The organism is Pontibacter flavimaris (assembly GCF_001907195.1).
Taxonomy (GTDB): domain Bacteria; phylum Bacteroidota; class Bacteroidia; order Cytophagales; family Hymenobacteraceae; genus Pontibacter; species Pontibacter flavimaris.
Genome location: NZ_LVWA01000004.1, coordinates 152,507 through 169,531, shown reverse-complemented (window position 1 = coordinate 169,531; position 17,025 = coordinate 152,507). Strand labels below are relative to the sequence as shown.

At 55.9% G+C, this 17,025-nt stretch carries 15 protein-coding genes and 1 tRNA gene; 10 read left to right on the top strand and 6 right to left on the bottom strand.

What is annotated here, in order from left to right; translation table 11 throughout:
• Positions 1 to 60 precede the first annotated feature (60 nt).
• From A3841_RS05630 to coaE, 6 genes are read left to right on the top strand one after another with little or no spacing between them, the layout of a single operon-like run.
• Entirely contained in the window at positions 61 to 366 is a 306-nt protein-coding gene (locus A3841_RS05630) for a YtxH domain-containing protein (RefSeq protein ID WP_073851348.1), read from the top strand.
• Position 367: 1 nt separating this feature from the next.
• Complete coding sequence (locus A3841_RS05625; protein WP_073851347.1) at positions 368 to 1,366, top strand: isocitrate/isopropylmalate dehydrogenase family protein; 999 nt, start codon at positions 368 to 370, stop codon at positions 1,364 to 1,366.
• A 15-nt stretch (positions 1,367 to 1,381) separates the two neighbouring features.
• Positions 1,382 to 1,930 (top strand): DUF1573 domain-containing protein, encoded by a 549-nt coding sequence (locus A3841_RS05620; RefSeq protein ID WP_073851346.1) that lies wholly within the window; start codon positions 1,382 to 1,384, stop codon positions 1,928 to 1,930.
• Between the two features lie 43 nt (positions 1,931 to 1,973).
• Positions 1,974 to 2,282, top strand: a complete 309-nt coding sequence (gene yajC / locus A3841_RS05615; protein ID WP_073851345.1) for a preprotein translocase subunit YajC — start codon at positions 1,974 to 1,976, stop codon at positions 2,280 to 2,282.
• A gap of 41 nt (positions 2,283 to 2,323) precedes the next feature.
• Positions 2,324 to 3,259: a hypothetical protein gene (locus A3841_RS05610; RefSeq protein WP_139307896.1), complete on the top strand. Its 936-nt coding sequence runs from the start codon at positions 2,324 to 2,326 to the stop codon at positions 3,257 to 3,259.
• Between the two features lies 1 nt (position 3,260).
• Positions 3,261 to 3,857, top strand: a complete 597-nt coding sequence (gene coaE, locus A3841_RS05605) for a dephospho-CoA kinase (protein ID WP_073851343.1) — start codon at positions 3,261 to 3,263, stop codon at positions 3,855 to 3,857.
• Between the two features lie 179 nt (positions 3,858 to 4,036).
• Here the strand turns inward: coaE and A3841_RS05600 are convergent.
• Positions 4,037 to 4,111 (bottom strand) — tRNA-Val (locus A3841_RS05600).
• Between the two features lie 187 nt (positions 4,112 to 4,298).
• On the opposite strand from A3841_RS05600, the gene A3841_RS05595 reads away from it, so the two are divergent.
• Positions 4,299 to 6,809: an AsmA-like C-terminal region-containing protein gene (locus A3841_RS05595; protein WP_073851342.1), complete on the top strand. Its 2,511-nt coding sequence runs from the start codon at positions 4,299 to 4,301 to the stop codon at positions 6,807 to 6,809.
• A gap of 332 nt (positions 6,810 to 7,141) precedes the next feature.
• On the opposite strand, the gene A3841_RS05590 is transcribed toward A3841_RS05595, so the two are convergent.
• The 3 genes from A3841_RS05590 to A3841_RS05580 are packed head-to-tail and all read right to left on the bottom strand — an operon-like array spanning position 7,142 to position 10,693.
• On the bottom strand, positions 7,142 to 8,311 hold the full coding sequence (locus A3841_RS05590; RefSeq protein ID WP_073851341.1) for a mechanosensitive ion channel family protein: 1,170 nt from the start codon (positions 8,309 to 8,311) through the stop codon (positions 7,142 to 7,144).
• Between the two features lie 16 nt (positions 8,312 to 8,327).
• The gene (locus A3841_RS05585; RefSeq protein ID WP_073851340.1) at positions 8,328 to 9,560 is read right to left on the bottom strand and encodes a Glu/Leu/Phe/Val dehydrogenase dimerization domain-containing protein; all 1,233 of its coding nucleotides are present in this window, start codon (positions 9,558 to 9,560) and stop codon (positions 8,328 to 8,330) included.
• A gap of 59 nt (positions 9,561 to 9,619) precedes the next feature.
• Positions 9,620 to 10,693 carry an anhydro-N-acetylmuramic acid kinase gene (locus A3841_RS05580; protein ID WP_073851339.1) on the bottom strand — a complete coding sequence of 358 codons (1,074 nt, stop codon included), beginning with the start codon at positions 10,691 to 10,693 and terminating at the stop codon, positions 9,620 to 9,622.
• Between the two features lie 119 nt (positions 10,694 to 10,812).
• On the opposite strand from A3841_RS05580, the gene A3841_RS05575 reads away from it, so the two are divergent.
• The gene (locus tag A3841_RS05575) at positions 10,813 to 11,121 is read left to right on the top strand and encodes an ArsR/SmtB family transcription factor (RefSeq protein ID WP_025608763.1); all 309 of its coding nucleotides are present in this window, start codon (positions 10,813 to 10,815) and stop codon (positions 11,119 to 11,121) included.
• A 126-nt stretch (positions 11,122 to 11,247) separates the two neighbouring features.
• Here the strand turns inward: A3841_RS05575 and hemA are convergent, their stop codons facing one another.
• On the bottom strand, positions 11,248 to 12,531 hold the full coding sequence (hemA, locus tag A3841_RS05570) for a glutamyl-tRNA reductase (protein WP_073851338.1): 1,284 nt from the start codon (positions 12,529 to 12,531) through the stop codon (positions 11,248 to 11,250).
• A 113-nt stretch (positions 12,532 to 12,644) separates the two neighbouring features.
• Between hemA and A3841_RS05565 the strand changes: the two genes are divergently transcribed.
• Together A3841_RS05565 and A3841_RS05560 are read left to right on the top strand one after the other, a co-directional pair.
• Entirely contained in the window at positions 12,645 to 13,826 is a 1,182-nt protein-coding gene (locus tag A3841_RS05565; RefSeq protein ID WP_073851337.1) for a sensor histidine kinase, read from the top strand.
• Positions 13,827 to 13,904: 78 nt separating this feature from the next.
• A complete protein-coding gene (locus A3841_RS05560; protein WP_073851336.1) occupies positions 13,905 to 14,846 on the top strand; it encodes a GNAT family N-acetyltransferase in 942 nt (313 codons plus the stop codon).
• Positions 14,847 to 14,926: 80 nt separating this feature from the next.
• Here the strand turns inward: A3841_RS05560 and A3841_RS05555 are convergent, their stop codons facing one another.
• On the bottom strand, positions 14,927 to 16,915 hold the full coding sequence (locus A3841_RS05555; protein WP_235861303.1) for a Na+/H+ antiporter NhaC family protein: 1,989 nt from the start codon (positions 16,913 to 16,915) through the stop codon (positions 14,927 to 14,929).
• Positions 16,916 to 17,025: the final 110 nt, after the last annotated feature.

Here is a 17,025-nt window from a genome sequence, read left to right as displayed (position 1 = left end):
GCAATTTCTCCGTAGTATGAGAAAAAGTTTGTACCCGAGATAAATAAGCATACTAGACCTATGAGTAAGAAGACAAGTGCATTGCTGGCTTTTGTGTCCGGCGCCGCTGTAGGAGCCGTGGCCGGTATACTTTTCGCCCCTGAGAAAGGGCGCGAAACACGATACTGGCTGAGCTACCGCCTGGAGAAATACCGCGATACCCTATCAGACCTGCTGGAGCAGCTGATCGCCAAGGGCGAGAGCATGCCCACCACGGCCAAATCGGAGGGCCAGCGCGTGATACAGGACGCAAAGGAGAAAGCCGAGAAGCTGCTGGGCGATGTGGACTCACTCATTAATGAAATTAATAGCAGGAAAGAACTGTAAAATGAAACAAGTAACCCTGATACCCGGCGACGGGATAGGCCCTGAGATTACAGAAGCTGTAAAAGCGATATTCAGTGCTGCCAACGTTCCCGTAACCTGGGAAGAGGAAAACGCCGGGCAGACCACCTTTGACGCGATGGGGGAGTTGATCCCAACCACGCTGATCGCCTCCCTGGAGAAGAACAGGGTAGCCCTGAAAGGGCCGATCACCACGCCGGTGGGCAAAGGCTTTAAAAGTGTAAATGTGCAGCTGCGCCAGATGTTTGACCTCTACTCCAACGTAAGGCCGGCTAAAACCACCAAGGGCATCGAGACGCGCTTTGACAACGTGAACTCCGTGCTGTTCCGCGAGAACACCGAGGGCCTGTACTCCGGGCTGGAGATGTTCGACGAGCGCCTGCAGATCTCCGACTCTGTGGCCCGCCTGACGCGCGTAGGCTGCCGCAAGATTGTACGCGCCGCCTTTGCGTACGCAGATAAGCATGGCTGCAAAAGAGTAACGGCTGTGCATAAGGCCAATATCCTCAAGAGCGCGGGCGCTTTGTTCCTGGACGAGTTCAACACCACCGCCAAAGAGTATCCGCACATCCAGGCCGACGACAAGATCATCGACAACATGTGCATGCAACTGGTGGCCAAGCCGGAGCAGTTCGACGTGATCGTGACCACTAACCTGTTCGGCGATATCCTCTCCGACCTGTGCGCAGGCCTGGTGGGCGGCTTAGGCGTAGTGGCCGGTGCCAACATCGGCGACGACATGGCCATCTTTGAGGCCGTGCATGGCTCCGCACCCGACATTGCCGGCAGAGGCATTGCCAACCCAACGGCGCTGCTGCGCTCTGCCATCATGATGCTGCACCACATCGACCTGAAGGAGGAGGCGGACCGCATTGAGGTAGCTTTGGAGGCCACGCTGGCCAACAAAGAGGAGTGCACCGGCGATCTTGGCGGCAAGGCCAGCACCATGCAATTTGCGCAGAACATCATCTCAAAACTTTAACCAAGTATACTGATCATGAAAAAGAATCTGTTTCTGGTAGCAGGTATGGCAATTATGATGCTTGCCACAAGCTGCGAAAATAACAAGGCTGGCAACGATACGGTAGCTGAGAACACCACAGCGGCGGAAGCCCCGGTGCAGCCAATCGAGAACCCGAACGTGGTGGCCACGGCTACCCAGGGCGAGACCGCGGCTACGGGCAACTCAGCCGTGATGTCATTCGAGCAGACAGAGTATGACTTCGGCTCCATTCAGGAAGGCGAGACCATAGAGCATACCTTTGAGTTCACCAACACCGGCAGCACCCCGCTTGTCATCGAGAGCGCCACGGCTACCTGCGGCTGTACCGTGCCTGAGTGGACAAAGTCTCCGGTTGCCCCTGGCGAGAAAGGCTCTGTAGCCGTTAAGTTCAACAGCAACGGCAAGCCCGGCCAGCAGCAGCCAACCGTTACCATCCGTGCCAACACCGAGCCGAACATCGTGCGCGTGTCCATGAAAGGTAGCGTAGAGCCTAAGAACAGGATGCCTGTAGCGGGCTCAGACGGACCGGTGCGCCGCAACTAATTCATACTTCCAAAGAGCGTTTTTTCAAGAGAATACATCACACATGAATACGATACTTCTTCAGACTCCGGACGGTGGCATGCTGCCTCAGCTGCTCATGTTCGGGGCCATTATCCTAGTGTTCTACTTCTTCATGATCCGTCCGCAGCAGAAAAAGGTGCGCGACCAGAAGAAGTTCCGCGAGGAGCTGGCAAAAGGCATGACCGTGGTAACCATTGGTGGCCTGCACGGCAAGCTGATTGCACTAGACGACGATACCATCACCCTGGAAGTGGACAAGGGCGTACGCCTGACATTCGATAAAACCGCCGTCTCCATGGAAGCGACCATGAAGGTGCAAAACCCAGCCTAACATTGGCTTTAGAGGGAGTAAAAAATATAGCTTTATGGTTCATGAGGCCATTTCAGCCACGGACAAAGCAATACTGGCGCGTCGTATTGCTTTGTTTCATGGCGGCCTCTACCTTCTGGCTCCTGAATGCCCTCAATAAAAGCTACAGTACGCAGACCTCTTACCCCATCCGGTTTGTGTACGACGAGAATGAGCTGGTCCCCATCAAGCCGCTGCCGCAGGAGATCGCCATTAACGTGACCGGCAAGGGATGGAAGCTGCTGCGCAAGAGCCTGAGGGTGGAGGTGCAGCCGGCCGAGATCTACATCCGCGACCTGCCGCGCAACAACTACCTGCTGGGCTCCGCCCTGCGCCCCTCCCTGGTAAACGCCCTCGACGGCCTCCAGCTCAACTTCGTGGTAACCGATACCATTTACTTTGATTTCGACCCGAAGGTGCAGAAGCGCATGGCCCTGCGGCTGGACCCGAGCCAGAAACTGACCGACAACCAGCACGCCGTGGTGGGGCGGGTGCAAATCAGCCCCGACAGTATCACCTTTACCGGCCCCGCATCCCTGATCGACAGCCTGCCGGACCCTTTCCTACTGCGCCTGCCCGAGCAGACGCTGACCGAGCCATCCAAAGTGCCTGTCCCTATCAACTACAACTACAAGTCGTTGGTGGAGGCCGATGTGGAGGAGGCGCAGGTGACCGTGAACGTGAAGAGCCTGGTGTCGGAGGAGCGGCAGGTGCTGCCGGAGCTGGTGAACGTGCCGGAAGGGGCCTCGCTTACCCTGCGGCCGCCCATTGTGGTGCTGCGCTACCAGGTGCTGCAGGATTCCATGTCGCTGCTGAACCGATCCGCCTTTAAAGTGGTGCTCAACTACAACCGGTTCAACCCCATCGACTCCACGCTGGTGCCGGAGCTGGTACAGCAGCCGCGCGGGATACGCAACGTGCAGGTGTGGCCAAACCGCGTAAGGGTTTCCAGGAGATAGTATGCGGAGGATAGGAATAACCGGGGGCATAGGCACGGGCAAAACGATTGTGAGCCGCCTGTTCGCGGTGCTCGGCGTGCCGGTGTACGATGCCGACACCCGCGCCAAATGGGTGATGCACCACAACAAGGCGCTGCGGCAGGAGTTGCTGGAGGCCTTTGGCCCGGCCACCTATACTAATGCCGGGGAACTGGACCGGACATATTTAGCAAGTATGGTTTTCAATAACCCGCAGCGGCTGGAGCTGCTCAACAGCCTGGTGCACCCCCACGTCGGGAAGGACTTTGAAGTATGGGCAGCCTCGCATGCCGACAAGCCTTACGTGCTGAAGGAAGCCGCGCTGATGTTCGAGTCAGAGTCGTGGAGGCAGATGGATGAGGTGATTACCGTATACGCGCCACTGGCGCTGCGCCTCCAGCGCCTGCTCCAGCGCGACACCCACCGCACCGAAGCCGACATAAAAGCCATCTTGGCCCGCCAACTGAGCGAGGAGGAGAAAATGCGTCGCGCCCAGCACGTCATCTTCAACGACGACAAGCAACTCATCATTCCGCAGGTGCTTAGCCTGCACGAGCAGTTCTCTAAGGCCGGAGCCTAAGTATAAATCCTGATTTTTCTGGAGGAAGTGACTGACAGCCAGTGTGGCGGCAGGAGGGGTATACTATGCCTGAAGTTAAGCCGTTGGTAAAATATAACCAATGCTAAAGTATAAGCAGTGGGAGGGATAACGGAAAAGTATGGATATAAAAAAAGGACAACTTTGCAGTTGTCCTTTTGTGGGGCGTACTGGATTCGAACCAGTGACCCCCTGCTTGTAAGGCAGGTGCTCTGAACCAGCTGAGCTAACACCCCTTTTTTGTTTCCGTTGACCTTTTGTCCCCGTTTGATGATGCAAATATGAAGGTTATTTTTGAGACTGCAAAACATCTGCAAAAAAAATCTTAAAAAATTTCCCCATCCCGGGGCGCCTATTGCTCACTTGTTATTACTGCTGTACCTTTAGGGTTTGTAAGGTGCTAAAAATCTGAACTTTCGCCAGGTGAGAAAAGGAGTGGTAAGAAAAGTGCTATTTTACGGCGTCGCTATTCTGGTAGCGGCCCTGGGCCTGGCGTTGGCACTGGTTTATACTTATCAGGATAAAATAATCGAGCTCTTTGTGGCCGAGGCCAACAAGCACATCAAAACAAAGGTGGATGTGCGGCAGATTTCGCTCTCGCTTTTCGACAAGTTTCCGCAGGTGGCTGTTAGCCTGGACGAGGTGAACGTGCACGAGGGGCTGCCGGAGAGCCGGGAGTCGCTGGCGCGGGCCGATAAGCTATACTTTACCTTCAGCCTCTGGGACGTGCTGCGCGGCGAGTACAGCGTAAAGCAGTTTTACATGGAGCAGGGCGAAGTATACGTGAAGGTACTGCCCGACGGGAGCGTGAATTACGAGATTATCACCACCGACACCTCCTCCTCCGGCGACAGCGGCTTCTCCTTCGACCTGGAAAGTATAAACCTGCGCGAGGTGGCCATCCACTACATCGACCAGCAGCTGAAGCAAAGCTACGAGGTAAACGCGCACCAACTGGCCGCGGCGCTTGCCATCTCCCCCGAAACGATAGACATACAGGCCGAGGGCCAGGCCACCATCCATACCATCAAGATCGGCACCGGCGAGTATTTTAAGGGGAAGCAGGTAAACCTGAGTTCGGCGTTAAGTATAAACCGGCAAGCGCAGACCATCGCGCTGCAGCCATCGATGGTGCAGGTGGGGGAGGCGGCCTACGAGGTGGGCGGCGGCATTGCCTACGGCGGCGTAACGGAGCTGGACCTGAAAGTGGACGGCAAGAACACCAACGTCCAGTCGCTGCTCTCGCTGCTGCCCCAAAGTATAGCCGAGGAGTTTAGCCAGTACCGCAGCGAGGGCGAAGTATACTTTAACGGCACCGTGAAGGGCAAATCCTCCGGCAAGCATGTGCCAGGTATAAACGTCAGCTTCGGGGCACGCGACGCCTCGTTCTTCCACCCCGACGCAAAGCAGCGCGTGGAGAAGATCTTCCTGACAGGCAGTTTCACGAACGGGGAGAAGCAGAATGCCGCCAGTTCGGTGCTGGAGCTAAAGGAATTGAAAGGCATGCTGAACGGCAGGCCGTTCAAGGGCAACCTGAAGTATAGCAACTTCGATAACCCTTACATTGCCTTCGATGTGCAGGGGATGCTGGACGTGGCCTATGTGCTGGGACTGGCGAAGATCGAGCAGGTACGCAGCGGTAGTGGCCTGGCGGATGTGCGCATCGCTTTCTCGGGCAACCTGAACGAATTCAAGGCGCGGCCTGGCAACAGCACCCTCAACACCACCGGCGACATCACGCTGCACAACGTGTCGCTGACGCTGCAGGAAATGCCGCTGCCGCTGAGCAACCTCAACGGCAACTTCATGTTCAAGCGCAACGACGTGGCCGTGTCGGACTTTAAAGGCAAGCTGGGCGAGTCGGACTTTACCGTGAACGGGATGTTCCGGAACGTGATGGCCTGGTTGATTCTGGAGAACCAGCGCCTGCTGGTGGAGGCGGACTTTAAGAGCCGGTACCTGAACTTCGACCAGCTGCTGAGCGAGGAGCAGAACACGCCTGAGGGTGCCCGCACCGGCGAGAGCTACAAGCTGAACGTGTCCCCGAACATCGCCTTCGATCTGAGCGCCTCCATCGACAGGCTGCGGTTCAGGAGGTTCAGGGGCAAGAACATACAGGGGGAGGTGAAGCTGCGCAACCAGGTGGTTTCCTCGCCTAATATCTCCTTCCAGGCCATTGGCGGTAACTTTGCCGTGCGCGGCAACCTGGATGCCCGGTCCCCGAACCACATCAAGGTAAGCACCGCCGCCAAACTCAACAGCATGAGCGTGGACAGCCTGTTTTACGTGTTCGAGAACTTTCACCAGAACTTTATAGAGGAGCGCCACCTGCGCGGCCTGCTCACGGCCAACATCGTGTCGGATGTATACTTCGACAGCCAGCTCAACCCCAAGACCAACCTGCTGCAGGCCGAGATAGAGGCCACCGTGCGCGACGGGCAGCTGATCAGCTTCCCGCCCATGCAGAAGATGTCGGCGTTTGTGAAGCGCACCGAGCTGGCCAACATGCATTTTGCCGAGCTGCACAACTCGTTCTGGATACAGCAGGGCACCATTTACATTCCGGAGATGGATATCCGCTCCAACCTGTCGGCGGCGCCGGTGGTGTCGGTGTCGGGCACCCACACGTTCGACCAGAAGATGGACTACAAGATAAAGCTGCCGCTCTTCAGCAAGCAGCGCCCCGACAAGGACGCCCGCTTCGGCACGGTGGCCGAGGACCCGGATGCCGGCAACAGCAACCTCTTCCTGACGCTGCGGGGCAGCGAGCGCGATTTTAAGATCGCCTACGACGATGACCGGGTGCGCCAGAAGATAAAGACTGACCTGAAGCAGGAGGGGCAGGAACTGCGCGACCTGCTGCGCGGGAAAAAGCCGAAGCAAAAAGAGAAGGAAGTGGAGCTGGAGGAAGGCGAGTACTTTGACTTTGATTAACCGGCAAGGTTCCCCGGAAGCCCGCCTTGGGCGGCATAAAAGGAAGTATCCTTTAAAAATTCTATCCCTTTACTTATCAATTGGCCCTGTTTACCTTAAAATAAGGCCCATATAAGGGAAAAGTTATACTTAGAGTGTAACTATGAAATAAGGGGGCCGTTAAAGAAATCAACTCTGCAGGAAAAAGCTTGTAGCGCCTGAGGAATCAGGTTTACGGGGAGTGATTCCCGAACGCTTAAGAGGATAGTATAACCGTGTAATTCAGAAGAATTTAAGATATAAGGGTGAAAAAAAAGCCGGAGCTTCTCCGGCTTTTTTATTTTCAGTGGTTTTTACTCCAGGTCAGTCCCTCCCACGTACGGTCTCTCCGCGGGTTGCGTCGGAGCACCTTTCGGTGCCTGCTGCAAGTATAGCCTTTGTGTGGGCAAGGCGAACTCTGCCCCATAGTTTTCCACAATTTCCACGATCCTGTAGTTGATCTCTTCTTTGATGTCGATGAAGTCGAACCAGTCCATGGTATCCACAAAGTATAGCACCATCACATCCTTCGCGTCAGGGCTCAGCCCCAGAAAGCGGACGCGGCCATCATCGTTTGTGCGCGGGTGCTGGTCGATGTAGGCCTGTATGTCGCGGGTGATGTCGCGCAGCTGCTGAGAGGTGGTCTGGTAGGTCAGGCGCACATCGAACTTGGCGCGCCGGAAGGTGCGCAGCGTCAGGTTGTCGAGCGGCTTGTCGATCATCAGCTTGTTGGGCACCGTTACGAAGCTTTTCTCCAGCGTGCGGATGCGCGTGCTCCGGAAGCCCACTTTCTCTACGGTGCCGATCATCTCCCCCACCTGTACCAGATCGCCGGCCATGAAGGGTTTGTCCAGGAAGATGGTAAACGAAGCCAGGAGGTTCTCTATACTTTCCTTGGCGGCAAAGGCAACGGCCAAACCGCCCACGCCCAGACCTGCCACCAGTCCGGTAACGTTTACGCCAAACACCGACCCCAGCATGGCCATAAAGGAGAAGATGACGATCAATACCTTGGTGAAATCCTTGAAGAAAGGCACCAGTTGCTCATTGAGTTTGGAGGCTGACCGCTCGGTGCGGTGCTGGAACACAAGCCCCACAAAGTCGGCAAAGCGCAGCAGCACCCATGTAAGCGCCACGATGATGAACACCTGGTATGTCCGGAGCAGGAACGTCTTCAGGAACGGGTCGCCGGCCTTCAGGTCTCGCGGCTGCACCGGGTAATCCAGCACCTGGAAAGCAAAGTATAAAAACACCAGGAAAAGCAGCACCTCCAGCGGCTGTACCAGCAGGCGGCGGAACTCCGGCAAAGCGGCCTCCGGCCAGAACCGGCTTCCCAGCTTGTAAACCAGGCCCGAAAGCATTCTGGACAGCAGCGTGTTAAAGAGAAGTCCGAATAAAAGTATGGCTGCGGAAGTAAGGTACTCCGCCACGGTATTTCCTAAGAACTCGTGGCGGAGCCATTCGCTGTTAAGCAACTCTTGCATAGGTAAAAGGTATACTTTAGAGCAACTGGCTCAGGGCAATTTCAAAACTTGTTTTGGCGATCTCGGTCTTCTGGCCGTGCTTGCCGTGCGATTTCTCCAGGGCCTTCCGAATGATGTGGGAAGTATCGCTGAAGATGGCCTCGTCCGTGATCTCCACCTCGCTCTCCATCAGGTAAGCGAACACACGGGCCATGCCGCAGTTGGCGATAAAGTCGGGGATAACGGAGAGGTTGCGGTCGGCAAACTCGCCGGTTGGCCCAAAGAAGATCTCCGGGTCCTGAAAAGGCACGTTGGCGCCACAGGAGATCACCTGCATGCCGCTCCGGATCATCCGGTCCACCTGGTCGCGGGTGACGAGCCTGGAGGCGGCGGCAGGAATGAAGATCTCTGCCGGCAGGTCCCAGATGCGGCTGTTGGTATCTTCGAAGGTAAGTATGCCCGGTGTGGCCGGGTTCAGGGTGTTGCCCTGGCGGTTCAGGAACAGGTCCGTAATCTCCTCGAACGTGTAGCCGGTATCGTTTATCACCCCGCCGGCACGGTCCATAATGCCGACTATCTTCACGCCCTTGGAGGCCAGATAATAGCCTGCGGCGGCTCCTACGTTACCCCAGCCCTGGATGATGGCGCGCTTGCCCTCAAACTGGCCTCCCCAGATGTCGTAGTAGTGGCGCACGGCCTCCGCCACGCCAAACCCCGTGATCATGTCGGCCACCGTATACTTGCGGGCGGTGGAAGGGGAGAAGTGCGGGTCCTCGATCACCTTCACCACGCCCTGCCGCAGCTGGCCGATCTTGTTTATCTTTTGAGGCTCAGTGGCGTTAAAGTGGCCGTTCACCACCCCCTCCTGCGGATGCCACAGGCCATAGTCCTCCGTAATCGGGATTACCTCGTGTATCTCATCCACGTTCAGGTCGCCGCCGGTGCCGTAGTAGTTCTTCAGCAGCGGGATAACGGCCTTGTACCAACGCTCCAGCACGCCGCGCTTGCGCGGGTCTGCCGGGTCGAAGTTGATGCCGGACTTGGCACCCCCGATAGAAGGGCCGGATACGGTGAACTTCACTTCCATGGTCTTGGCCAGCGACTCCACCTCGCGCTTGTCCAGGCCCTTGCGCATGCGGGTGCCACCGCCCGCCGCGCCGCCGCGCAGCGAGTTGATCACCACCCATCCTTCGGCCTCGGTTTCAGGGTCTTTCCACTCAAAAACTATCTCGGGTCTCTTGTTCTCAAATTTAGCCAGTAAGTCTTTCATTCCAGTTAAGGGTGTATCAGGTGTATGGTGCAAAGGTAAATAAATTAAACAGGCCGGACTTATGCCAGGTAGATAGCGCCGCCTATGTTGTTGCGGCTGGCGCCCGTTACGCTGCTGAGGCAGTTGTGCTCTCCGCGCCAGCGCAGCACGCCCAGGAAGGCGAATATCAGCGCCTCCTTAAACGACACCACCTCCGGCGACGGCACCTCCACGTTATACATTGGCCCCAGCTGCTGCTGTATCTGCTCCACCAGGTAGCCGTTAAACGCGCCGCCACCCGTTAATAGTACACGGTGCTGCCCCTCGTGCAGCTTCGGCAGGGCATGCTGCAGCTGCTGGGCAATGTGGTGGCAAACGGTGTGCAGCTTGTCGGCTACGGAGGCATCGCTCTCCCCTATACTTTTCAGGCTGTGCGCCAGCACCCACTCCTTGCCCAGCGACTTGGGCGCCGGTGCCGAGAAGTAGGCTGGCTGGTTGAGGTCCTCTAATAATTTTGGATGCAACGTACCGGAGCGGGCCAGGGCACCGTTATCATCATAAGGGAGGCCCACACTGTTGGCCAGCGTGTTAAGCAGCATGTTGCAGGCGCTCGTGTCGAAGGCCAGGCGGGCGCCGTTGCGGTTGTAGGAAACATTGGCGATGCCCCCGAGGTTGATACAGTAGTCGTAGTGGCCGAACAGCAGCTCGTCGCCGATGGGCACGAGCGGGGCGCCCTGCCCGCCCAGGGCGATGTCGAGGGTGCGGAAGTCGCAGACGACGGGCAGCTGTGCGCCTGCGGCCAGGTAAGCACCGTGCCCCAGCTGCAGCGAGACGTGCTTTTCGGGCTGGTGAAAAATGGTATGTCCGTGAGAGGCAACAAAATCCGGGCGTATTGCGTGTTGTTGTACAAACTGGTGAACCTGCTGCCCCATAAACCTGCCAAAGGCGTGGTCCAGTTCCACCAGTTTCAGGCCGCTTGCAGACTCGGCTCCCCGGAGAGAGTCAATTAGAGTATCCGTATATGGTAATGTATTAGTATTTAGTATCTCATATATCCAATTATGAGATTTGTACGTAAATCTACAATAAGTAATATCGAGGCCGTCGAGCGACGTCCCGGACATTAAGCCGATTACATGATAAGAAGTATCCATTGGCCAAAAATACTAAATGCATGCCAATGATTTTCAGCCAAATAGTGCAGGCTTCGTATATATCTTATTATGAATAAGAATGAAAATTGATTTTAGAACTGTTAGGTATAATTTTAATTATGAAAAGTTTGTTGTCAAGAGTTGAATCGAAGAAGATAGATAAGGCGGCAGCCATGCTGAAGGTATTGGCGCACCCTAAAAGACTGGCGATTGTGGATTTGCTCGGAAAAGAGGATAAAATGACTGTTACGGAGATATATAAGCAGTTAGACCTTCCCCAAGCCATCGCATCGCAGCACCTCATTACACTGAAAGACAAGGGCGTGCTCTCGTCCTTTAAAGTGGGAACCAAGATCTATTACTCCCTGGCCATCCCCAAATTGATCGACGTGATTGATTGCCTGGAAGAATGCTGCATTGATATATAAGTCTGAGCCTGCACTCCGGTGCGGTTTTCTTTGCCAGTGGATGAAACAGCTGAGGCCCCCGTGCATCTCAGAAATGGGAGATTTGCGGAGGCCTCAGTTGTTTTTTCACTAAGAAAATTGTACTGTTTACTCAGTTTTTTGGTCTTCGCTTACCGGCTGATTCTCCAAATTGAAGAGGTCGTTGAGCAGGTCGATGAGGGTTTCGGCCTCGCCGCGCTTGCAGGCGGCCTTGAGTTGCAGCACCGGCAGCTTTATGATTTTTTGCATCATCGACTTGGTGATGCTGTCTACTAATTTTGTCTCTTTCGGCCCCAGCTTCTTCACGTAGCGGGCTATTTCCTCCTGCCGTATTGTTTCCAGCGCGCTCTTCAGGCGGTGGATCGTCGGCGACACCATCATCTCCTTCGACCAGTCGTTGAACTGGTCAATCGACTCGGCCACAATCTCCTTTACCTTCGGCACCGAGTTTATGCGACGCTGCAGCGCTTCGGAAGCTTTGTTCTGAATGGCATCGATGTTATACACCAGCACGCCAGGTATACTTTCCAGGTCGGATTCCACGCTGCGCGGCACAGACAGGTCTATAAAGAACTTGTAGGTAAGTATGTTCAGGCGCTTCACCATTTCCTTGGTGAAAAACGGCGTCTCGCGGGCGATGGAAGAGATGATCACGTCGGCCTCCTTCATGCCCGGCACGATCTCCTCGAACGGCAGGATCTCCATGTGGCACTCCTCGGCCAGGGCCTGCGCCTTCGCCTTGGTGCGGTTCGAGATCTTGACGTTCTTAAAGCCAAGGTCCTTCAGGTTGCGGCACACATCGGCACCAATCTCGCCCAGGCCCACCACCAGTATACTTGGATCGGCAATGTCGGCGGTCAGCTCCTCGATCAGCTCAATGGCGGCATAGGAGGTAGAGGCGGCGCCATCCCGAAAAGAAGTCTCCTGCACCACGCGCTTGTTGGTGAAGAAGATGGTATGCATCAGGCGGTGCAGGAACGGGCCGGCAGTTTCGTTGTCGGCGCTCCACTGGTAGGCCGTCTTCACCTGGTTCGAAATCTGCATATCGCCCACCACCTGCGACTCCAGCCCCATCGACACGTCGAAGAGGTGCTGCACGGCATCGTCGTGCCCGCTCAGGATGGTGAAGTAATCGAAGTACTGGGAGATGTTCTCGATGCCCTTGGTGATGCCCAGGAGCTTGACGATCTCCTGGCTGTAGTCGTTGTCGGAGTTGTAGTATACTTCGGTGCGGTTGCAGGTAGACAGTACCAGGATGTCAGAAGCCTGTATAAAGCCCTTGAGCGTCTGAAGGAAAAGTCTGCACGAGGATTCATCTAAGGCAATCAGCTCCCTGATATCCAGCGGCGCTTTCTTATACGACAGGCTGATTGCTTTAAAGTTCTGAAGCATAATAACGTGGGTTCTACTAAAGTGCAAAGTTAAGCCTCTAATTTTTAAAATGAAACTTACTTGCCCTCTATGTTCAATTTATACTAATTTCAAATAAATTACGTGATTACTGCATGATTCCCATCTACTCCCAGAAGAACAGGATAAAGCTTGTCGTTGTTATCATTGCCCTGATCATCGGTGCCGCCACCATTACCTATACCAACATACTTGTAAGTAAGTTATCGGAGCGGGAGCAGGAGCTGGTGCAGCTCTATGCCAAGGGCCTGCGCTACATGATCAACGCCCCCTCAGACGACAACATCGTGTTCATCGAGGAGGAGATCCTCTCGTCCAACACCACCGTGCCCGTTATACTTACGGATGAAAACGAGAACATCCTCGACTCCAAAAACATCAGCATCCCTGAAAACATTTCGGACAAGCCGGAGAAAATAAACGACTACCTGCAGGGCGAGATCGGGAAGATGAAGGAGCAGCATGCGCCGATTGTGGTGCCGTGGGCGGAGGGCTCGGTGAACTATGTCTTTTACAAGGACTCGGAGTTGCTCTCGCAGCTGCGCTTTTACCCTTACGTGCAGCTGATCGTGATCTCGTGCTTTGCGCTGGTGGCCTACTTTGCCTTCAGCTACTCGCGCCGCGCTGAGCAGAACCGGGTATGGGTGGGCCTGGCCAAGGAGACGGCGCACCAGCTGGGCACGCCGCTCTCGTCGCTGATGGCCTGGTATGAGTACATCAAGGGCAACCCGAAGTTTGAGAACGAGCCGATCCTGGAGGAGTTGGGAAAGGACGTGCGGCGGCTGGAGATCATTACCGAGCGTTTCTCCAACATCGGATCGGTGCCTACGCTGCGCGACGAGAACATCCTGCAGGTAACGCAGAATGCCATCAACTACCTGCAGAACCGCATCTCGCGCAAGGTCACCTTCACGGTGGAGTCCGCCTTCTCGCCCGACATCACGGCCAAGGTGAATGTGTCGCTGTATGACTGGGTGATCGAGAACATCTGCAAGAACGCCGTGGATGCCATGGAGGGCCGCGGGAGTATAACCATACAGATGGTGCTCCTGGGCAAAAGCAGCATCGCAGTGGATATTACCGACACCGGCAAGGGCATTCCCAAAAGCAAAGTCGATTCCGTGTTTCTGCCTGGCTTTACTACCAAGAAGCGCGGCTGGGGCCTGGGCCTTGCCCTTGCTAAGCGCATCATCGACAACTACCACGATGGCAGGCTCTACGTGAAGTGGTCGGAAGTGGGCAAGGGAACAACCTTCCGGATCGTGCTGAACAGGTAGTGGAAGTTAGAAAGCTTAGAAGTTAGAAGGTTAGAAAGTTAAAGGGTGTCTTTTGTCTCGCAGTCTTTTGTCAAGAGCATGGTTGAAGTAGTAAAGTATAACGGCAAGTATAAAGCCGAGTGGGATACATTTGTGCGGGCGTCAAAGAACGGCACGTTTATGCTGCTGCGCGATTACATGGAGTACCACGCCGACAGATTCACGGACCACTCGCTGCTGTTCTTCCGCAAGGACAGGCTGGTGGCGCTGCTGCCGGCAAACGAGGTAGGGCGGCAGGTGCAGAGTCACGGCGGCCTGAGCTACGGCGGGCTTATAACAGACAAGCGCATGAAGGCCGCGCTGATGCTGGAGGTGATGCAGGCCACGAAATCATACTTTCAGGAACTGGGTTTCCTGAGTATACTTTATAAGGTTATCCCCCATATCTACCACCAATTGCCTGCCGAGGAAGATCTGTACGCCTTGTTCCGCCACGGAGCCATACTTTGCCGGCGTGATGTAAATTCTGTGGTAGATGTTGCTGCAGGGCTTGGCTACAGCAGAACCCGGAGATGGGAGGTGAAGAACGCTTGGCGAGGAAATGTGCAGGTGCAACTATCAGAAGACTATATGGGCTTCATGCAGCTGGAGCGGGAGCTGCTGCAGGAGAAGTATAACATCCTGCCCGCGCACACCGCAGAGGAGATGACGCTGCTGGCCTCCCGCTTCCCGGAGAATATCAAACTTTATACTTCCACTGATGCGGATGAGCTGCTGGCCGGCGTGCTGGTGTATGAAACGCCGCAGGTGGTGCACTCGCAGTATATTGCCACCTCAGCGCGGGGCCGCAACCTGCACGCGCTGGATGTGCTTCTGGATTGGCTGCTAACGGAAGTATACCCGCACAAATCATACTTCAGCTTCGGGATTTCAACGGAGCAGGGGGGGCAGTTCCTGAACGAGGGGCTGGCCCAATACAAGGAAAGCTACGGCGCCCGCACCGTGGTGCATGACTTCTATGAGCTGAGGCTGGGGGAGTAACCAGCGTGAGCAGCAAGTATAAAAACAGCGGCGGCTGCTCTGGGTTGAGCAGCCGCCGCTGTTTTTATACTTGCTATACGTTAAGCCATTTCTGCGGCAGGCACAAACCTGACCTCGTTCTTTTTGCCAATAAGCCTGATCAGGCCCCAGAGCGTGGCGGCACCTATCACATACACCAGCGCCCAGTGCACGCCGAAGGCAGAGAGGTTAGTGCAAATGATGTTGGCAACCAACGCCACCGAAACAGCATAGGGCAGCTGCGTGTTCACGTGGTCTATGTGGTTGCAGCCCGAGGCAAGCGAGCTCAGGATGGTGGTGTCGGAGATAGGGGAGCAGTGATCGCCGAACACGGCGCCTGCCAGCACCACCGATATCACGTTATACATGATGGGCATGGTCTCGTCCATGGTAAAGCCCTGCTGCTGGCACACGTACCAGGCCGCCGGCATCATGAGCGGGTAAAGTATGGCCATGGTGCCCCAGCTGGATCCGGTGGAGAAAGCAATGGCCGCCGCCAGGAAGAACGTGATCTCCGGCAGGAAGTAGGGCGACACGTTGCCCGAGAGCAGCGAGGTGAGGTACTCGGCGGTGTAGAGCTCCTGTGTCACCGCCGCCAGCGACCAGGCCAGCACCAGTATCAGGATGGCGGGCAGCATCGTTTTAAAGCCCACCAACAGCGACTCCATTGTGGCTGTCATGCTCATGATGCGCTGGCCCACTGTCAGGGCTATCGCTACGATCACACCTCCCAGCGAGGCCCAGATCAGGGCAAGGTAAGAGTTGGAGTCGCCGATGGTGGCGGAGAGCTTGCGGAAGAAGCCCATGCCGGGGTCGGCCCAGACCTCCGGGCTATATCCGGTGTAAAGCAGGCCCGCCATGGTGCCGCCGATGACGGTGAGCACGGGCAGCAACGCATTGATAGCGTAGGTACGGGTGTCGTCAACCGGCTCGAACTCGGCCATCTCCTGCTCCTGCTTTTTCTGGCCGGCCTTGTCAAAACCTGCGGCTGTCACGGCTCCTGTTTCGCGGGCACGGATTTCAGCATGGTGCATCCCGCCAAAATCGCGGTTCATCAGGATCAGCATCAGCATAAACACCAGCGTCAGCACTGGATAATAAGCATATTCCAGGGAGTGGAAGAACAGCGAGTAAGCGCCCTCCTCGATGCCCAGCTTGGCGGCCGCGTCCTTTATGTAGCCCAGCTCGGCGCCGATCCAGGTGGTAACAAAGGCAATGGCCGCCACGGGGGCGGCGGTGCTGTCCACGATGTAGGCCAGCTTCTCCCGGGAGACCCGGTGCTTATCGGTTACGGGACGCATGGTGTTGCCCACAATCAGGGTGTTGGCGTAGTCATCGAAGAAAATGGCGATCCCCAGCACCCAGGTTACCACCTGCGAGCTTTTGGCGGAGCGGGCGTAGCGCGAGAGCAGGTTTACCACACCGGCCATGCCGCCGTTCTTGGAGATAATGGCCACCATGCCCCCAATCAGCATCGAGAAGATAATAACGGAGGCATGGTCGCTATCCACAAGGGCTTTGAGCAGGAAAGTGTCCGCAGCGGCCAACAGGCCTGTGAAGATGGACTTGAAGGACAAGCCGTAGACCACAAAGCCGCCCACCCAGATGCCCGCGAACAGCGCCAGGAGCACCTCCCGGAAAATGAGCGCCAGCACGATGGCAATGAGCGGCGGAAGTATGGACAGCCACATCGGGAACTCGCGCACGCCGCGCTCCTCCTCCACATCCAGGCGGTAGAGCCGGGCAATGGTATGCGTGCCCAGGTTGGCGCTCACCTGCACCAGTTCGGCTCTCTCAGGAAGCGAGAAAGTCGTTTCACCCTCCGTGAACTCGTTGTCCTGCATTTCCCCGTTGATGCGCAGCGGCAGCGTGCCGGTATACTTGGTCAGGTTGCCGGCCTCGGTAACGGTGCGCAGGGCAAAGGCGGTGTCGTTAATGGCCTGTAGCTGCAGTTCTTCTATTTCGTCTTTGGAGACCAGTTCTTGCGCCGGGGCTTGCACCGATACCAGCACAAGCAGCAAGAGGCTCAGGAGGGGCTTGTAAAGCTTCATTCAAATAGTTCAGGGATTTTTAAACTCCCTAATATAGAAAAGAATCAGGAAACCCAGAAATGCTTGTACATCGCTGCGCCGGGTATACGTAAAAAAATGAGCCCGTACGG

Bases quoted from the DNA above. Each gene is read 5' to 3' on its own strand.
- A3841_RS05630 (WP_073851348.1), top strand. From the start codon at position 61: ATGAGTAAGAAGACAAGTGCATTGCTGGCTTTTGTGTCCGGCGCCGCT.
- A3841_RS05625 (WP_073851347.1), top strand. From the start codon at position 368: ATGAAACAAGTAACCCTGATACCCGGCGACGGGATAGGCCCTGAGATT.
- A3841_RS05620 (WP_073851346.1), top strand. From the start codon at position 1,382: ATGAAAAAGAATCTGTTTCTGGTAGCAGGTATGGCAATTATGATGCTT.
- yajC (WP_073851345.1), top strand. From the start codon at position 1,974: ATGAATACGATACTTCTTCAGACTCCGGACGGTGGCATGCTGCCTCAG.
- A3841_RS05610 (WP_139307896.1), top strand. From the start codon at position 2,324: ATGAGGCCATTTCAGCCACGGACAAAGCAATACTGGCGCGTCGTATTG.
- coaE (WP_073851343.1), top strand. From the start codon at position 3,261: ATGCGGAGGATAGGAATAACCGGGGGCATAGGCACGGGCAAAACGATT.
- A3841_RS05590 (WP_073851341.1), bottom strand. From the start codon at position 8,311: ATGCAAGAGTTGCTTAACAGCGAATGGCTCCGCCACGAGTTCTTAGGA.
- A3841_RS05585 (WP_073851340.1), bottom strand. From the start codon at position 9,560: ATGAAAGACTTACTGGCTAAATTTGAGAACAAGAGACCCGAGATAGTT.
- A3841_RS05580 (WP_073851339.1), bottom strand. From the start codon at position 10,693: ATGGATACTTCTTATCATGTAATCGGCTTAATGTCCGGGACGTCGCTC.
- A3841_RS05575 (WP_025608763.1), top strand. From the start codon at position 10,813: ATGAAAAGTTTGTTGTCAAGAGTTGAATCGAAGAAGATAGATAAGGCG.
- hemA (WP_073851338.1), bottom strand. From the start codon at position 12,531: ATGCTTCAGAACTTTAAAGCAATCAGCCTGTCGTATAAGAAAGCGCCG.
- A3841_RS05565 (WP_073851337.1), top strand. From the start codon at position 12,645: ATGATTCCCATCTACTCCCAGAAGAACAGGATAAAGCTTGTCGTTGTT.
- A3841_RS05560 (WP_073851336.1), top strand. From the start codon at position 13,905: ATGGTTGAAGTAGTAAAGTATAACGGCAAGTATAAAGCCGAGTGGGAT.
- A3841_RS05555 (WP_235861303.1), bottom strand. From the start codon at position 16,915: ATGAAGCTTTACAAGCCCCTCCTGAGCCTCTTGCTGCTTGTGCTGGTA.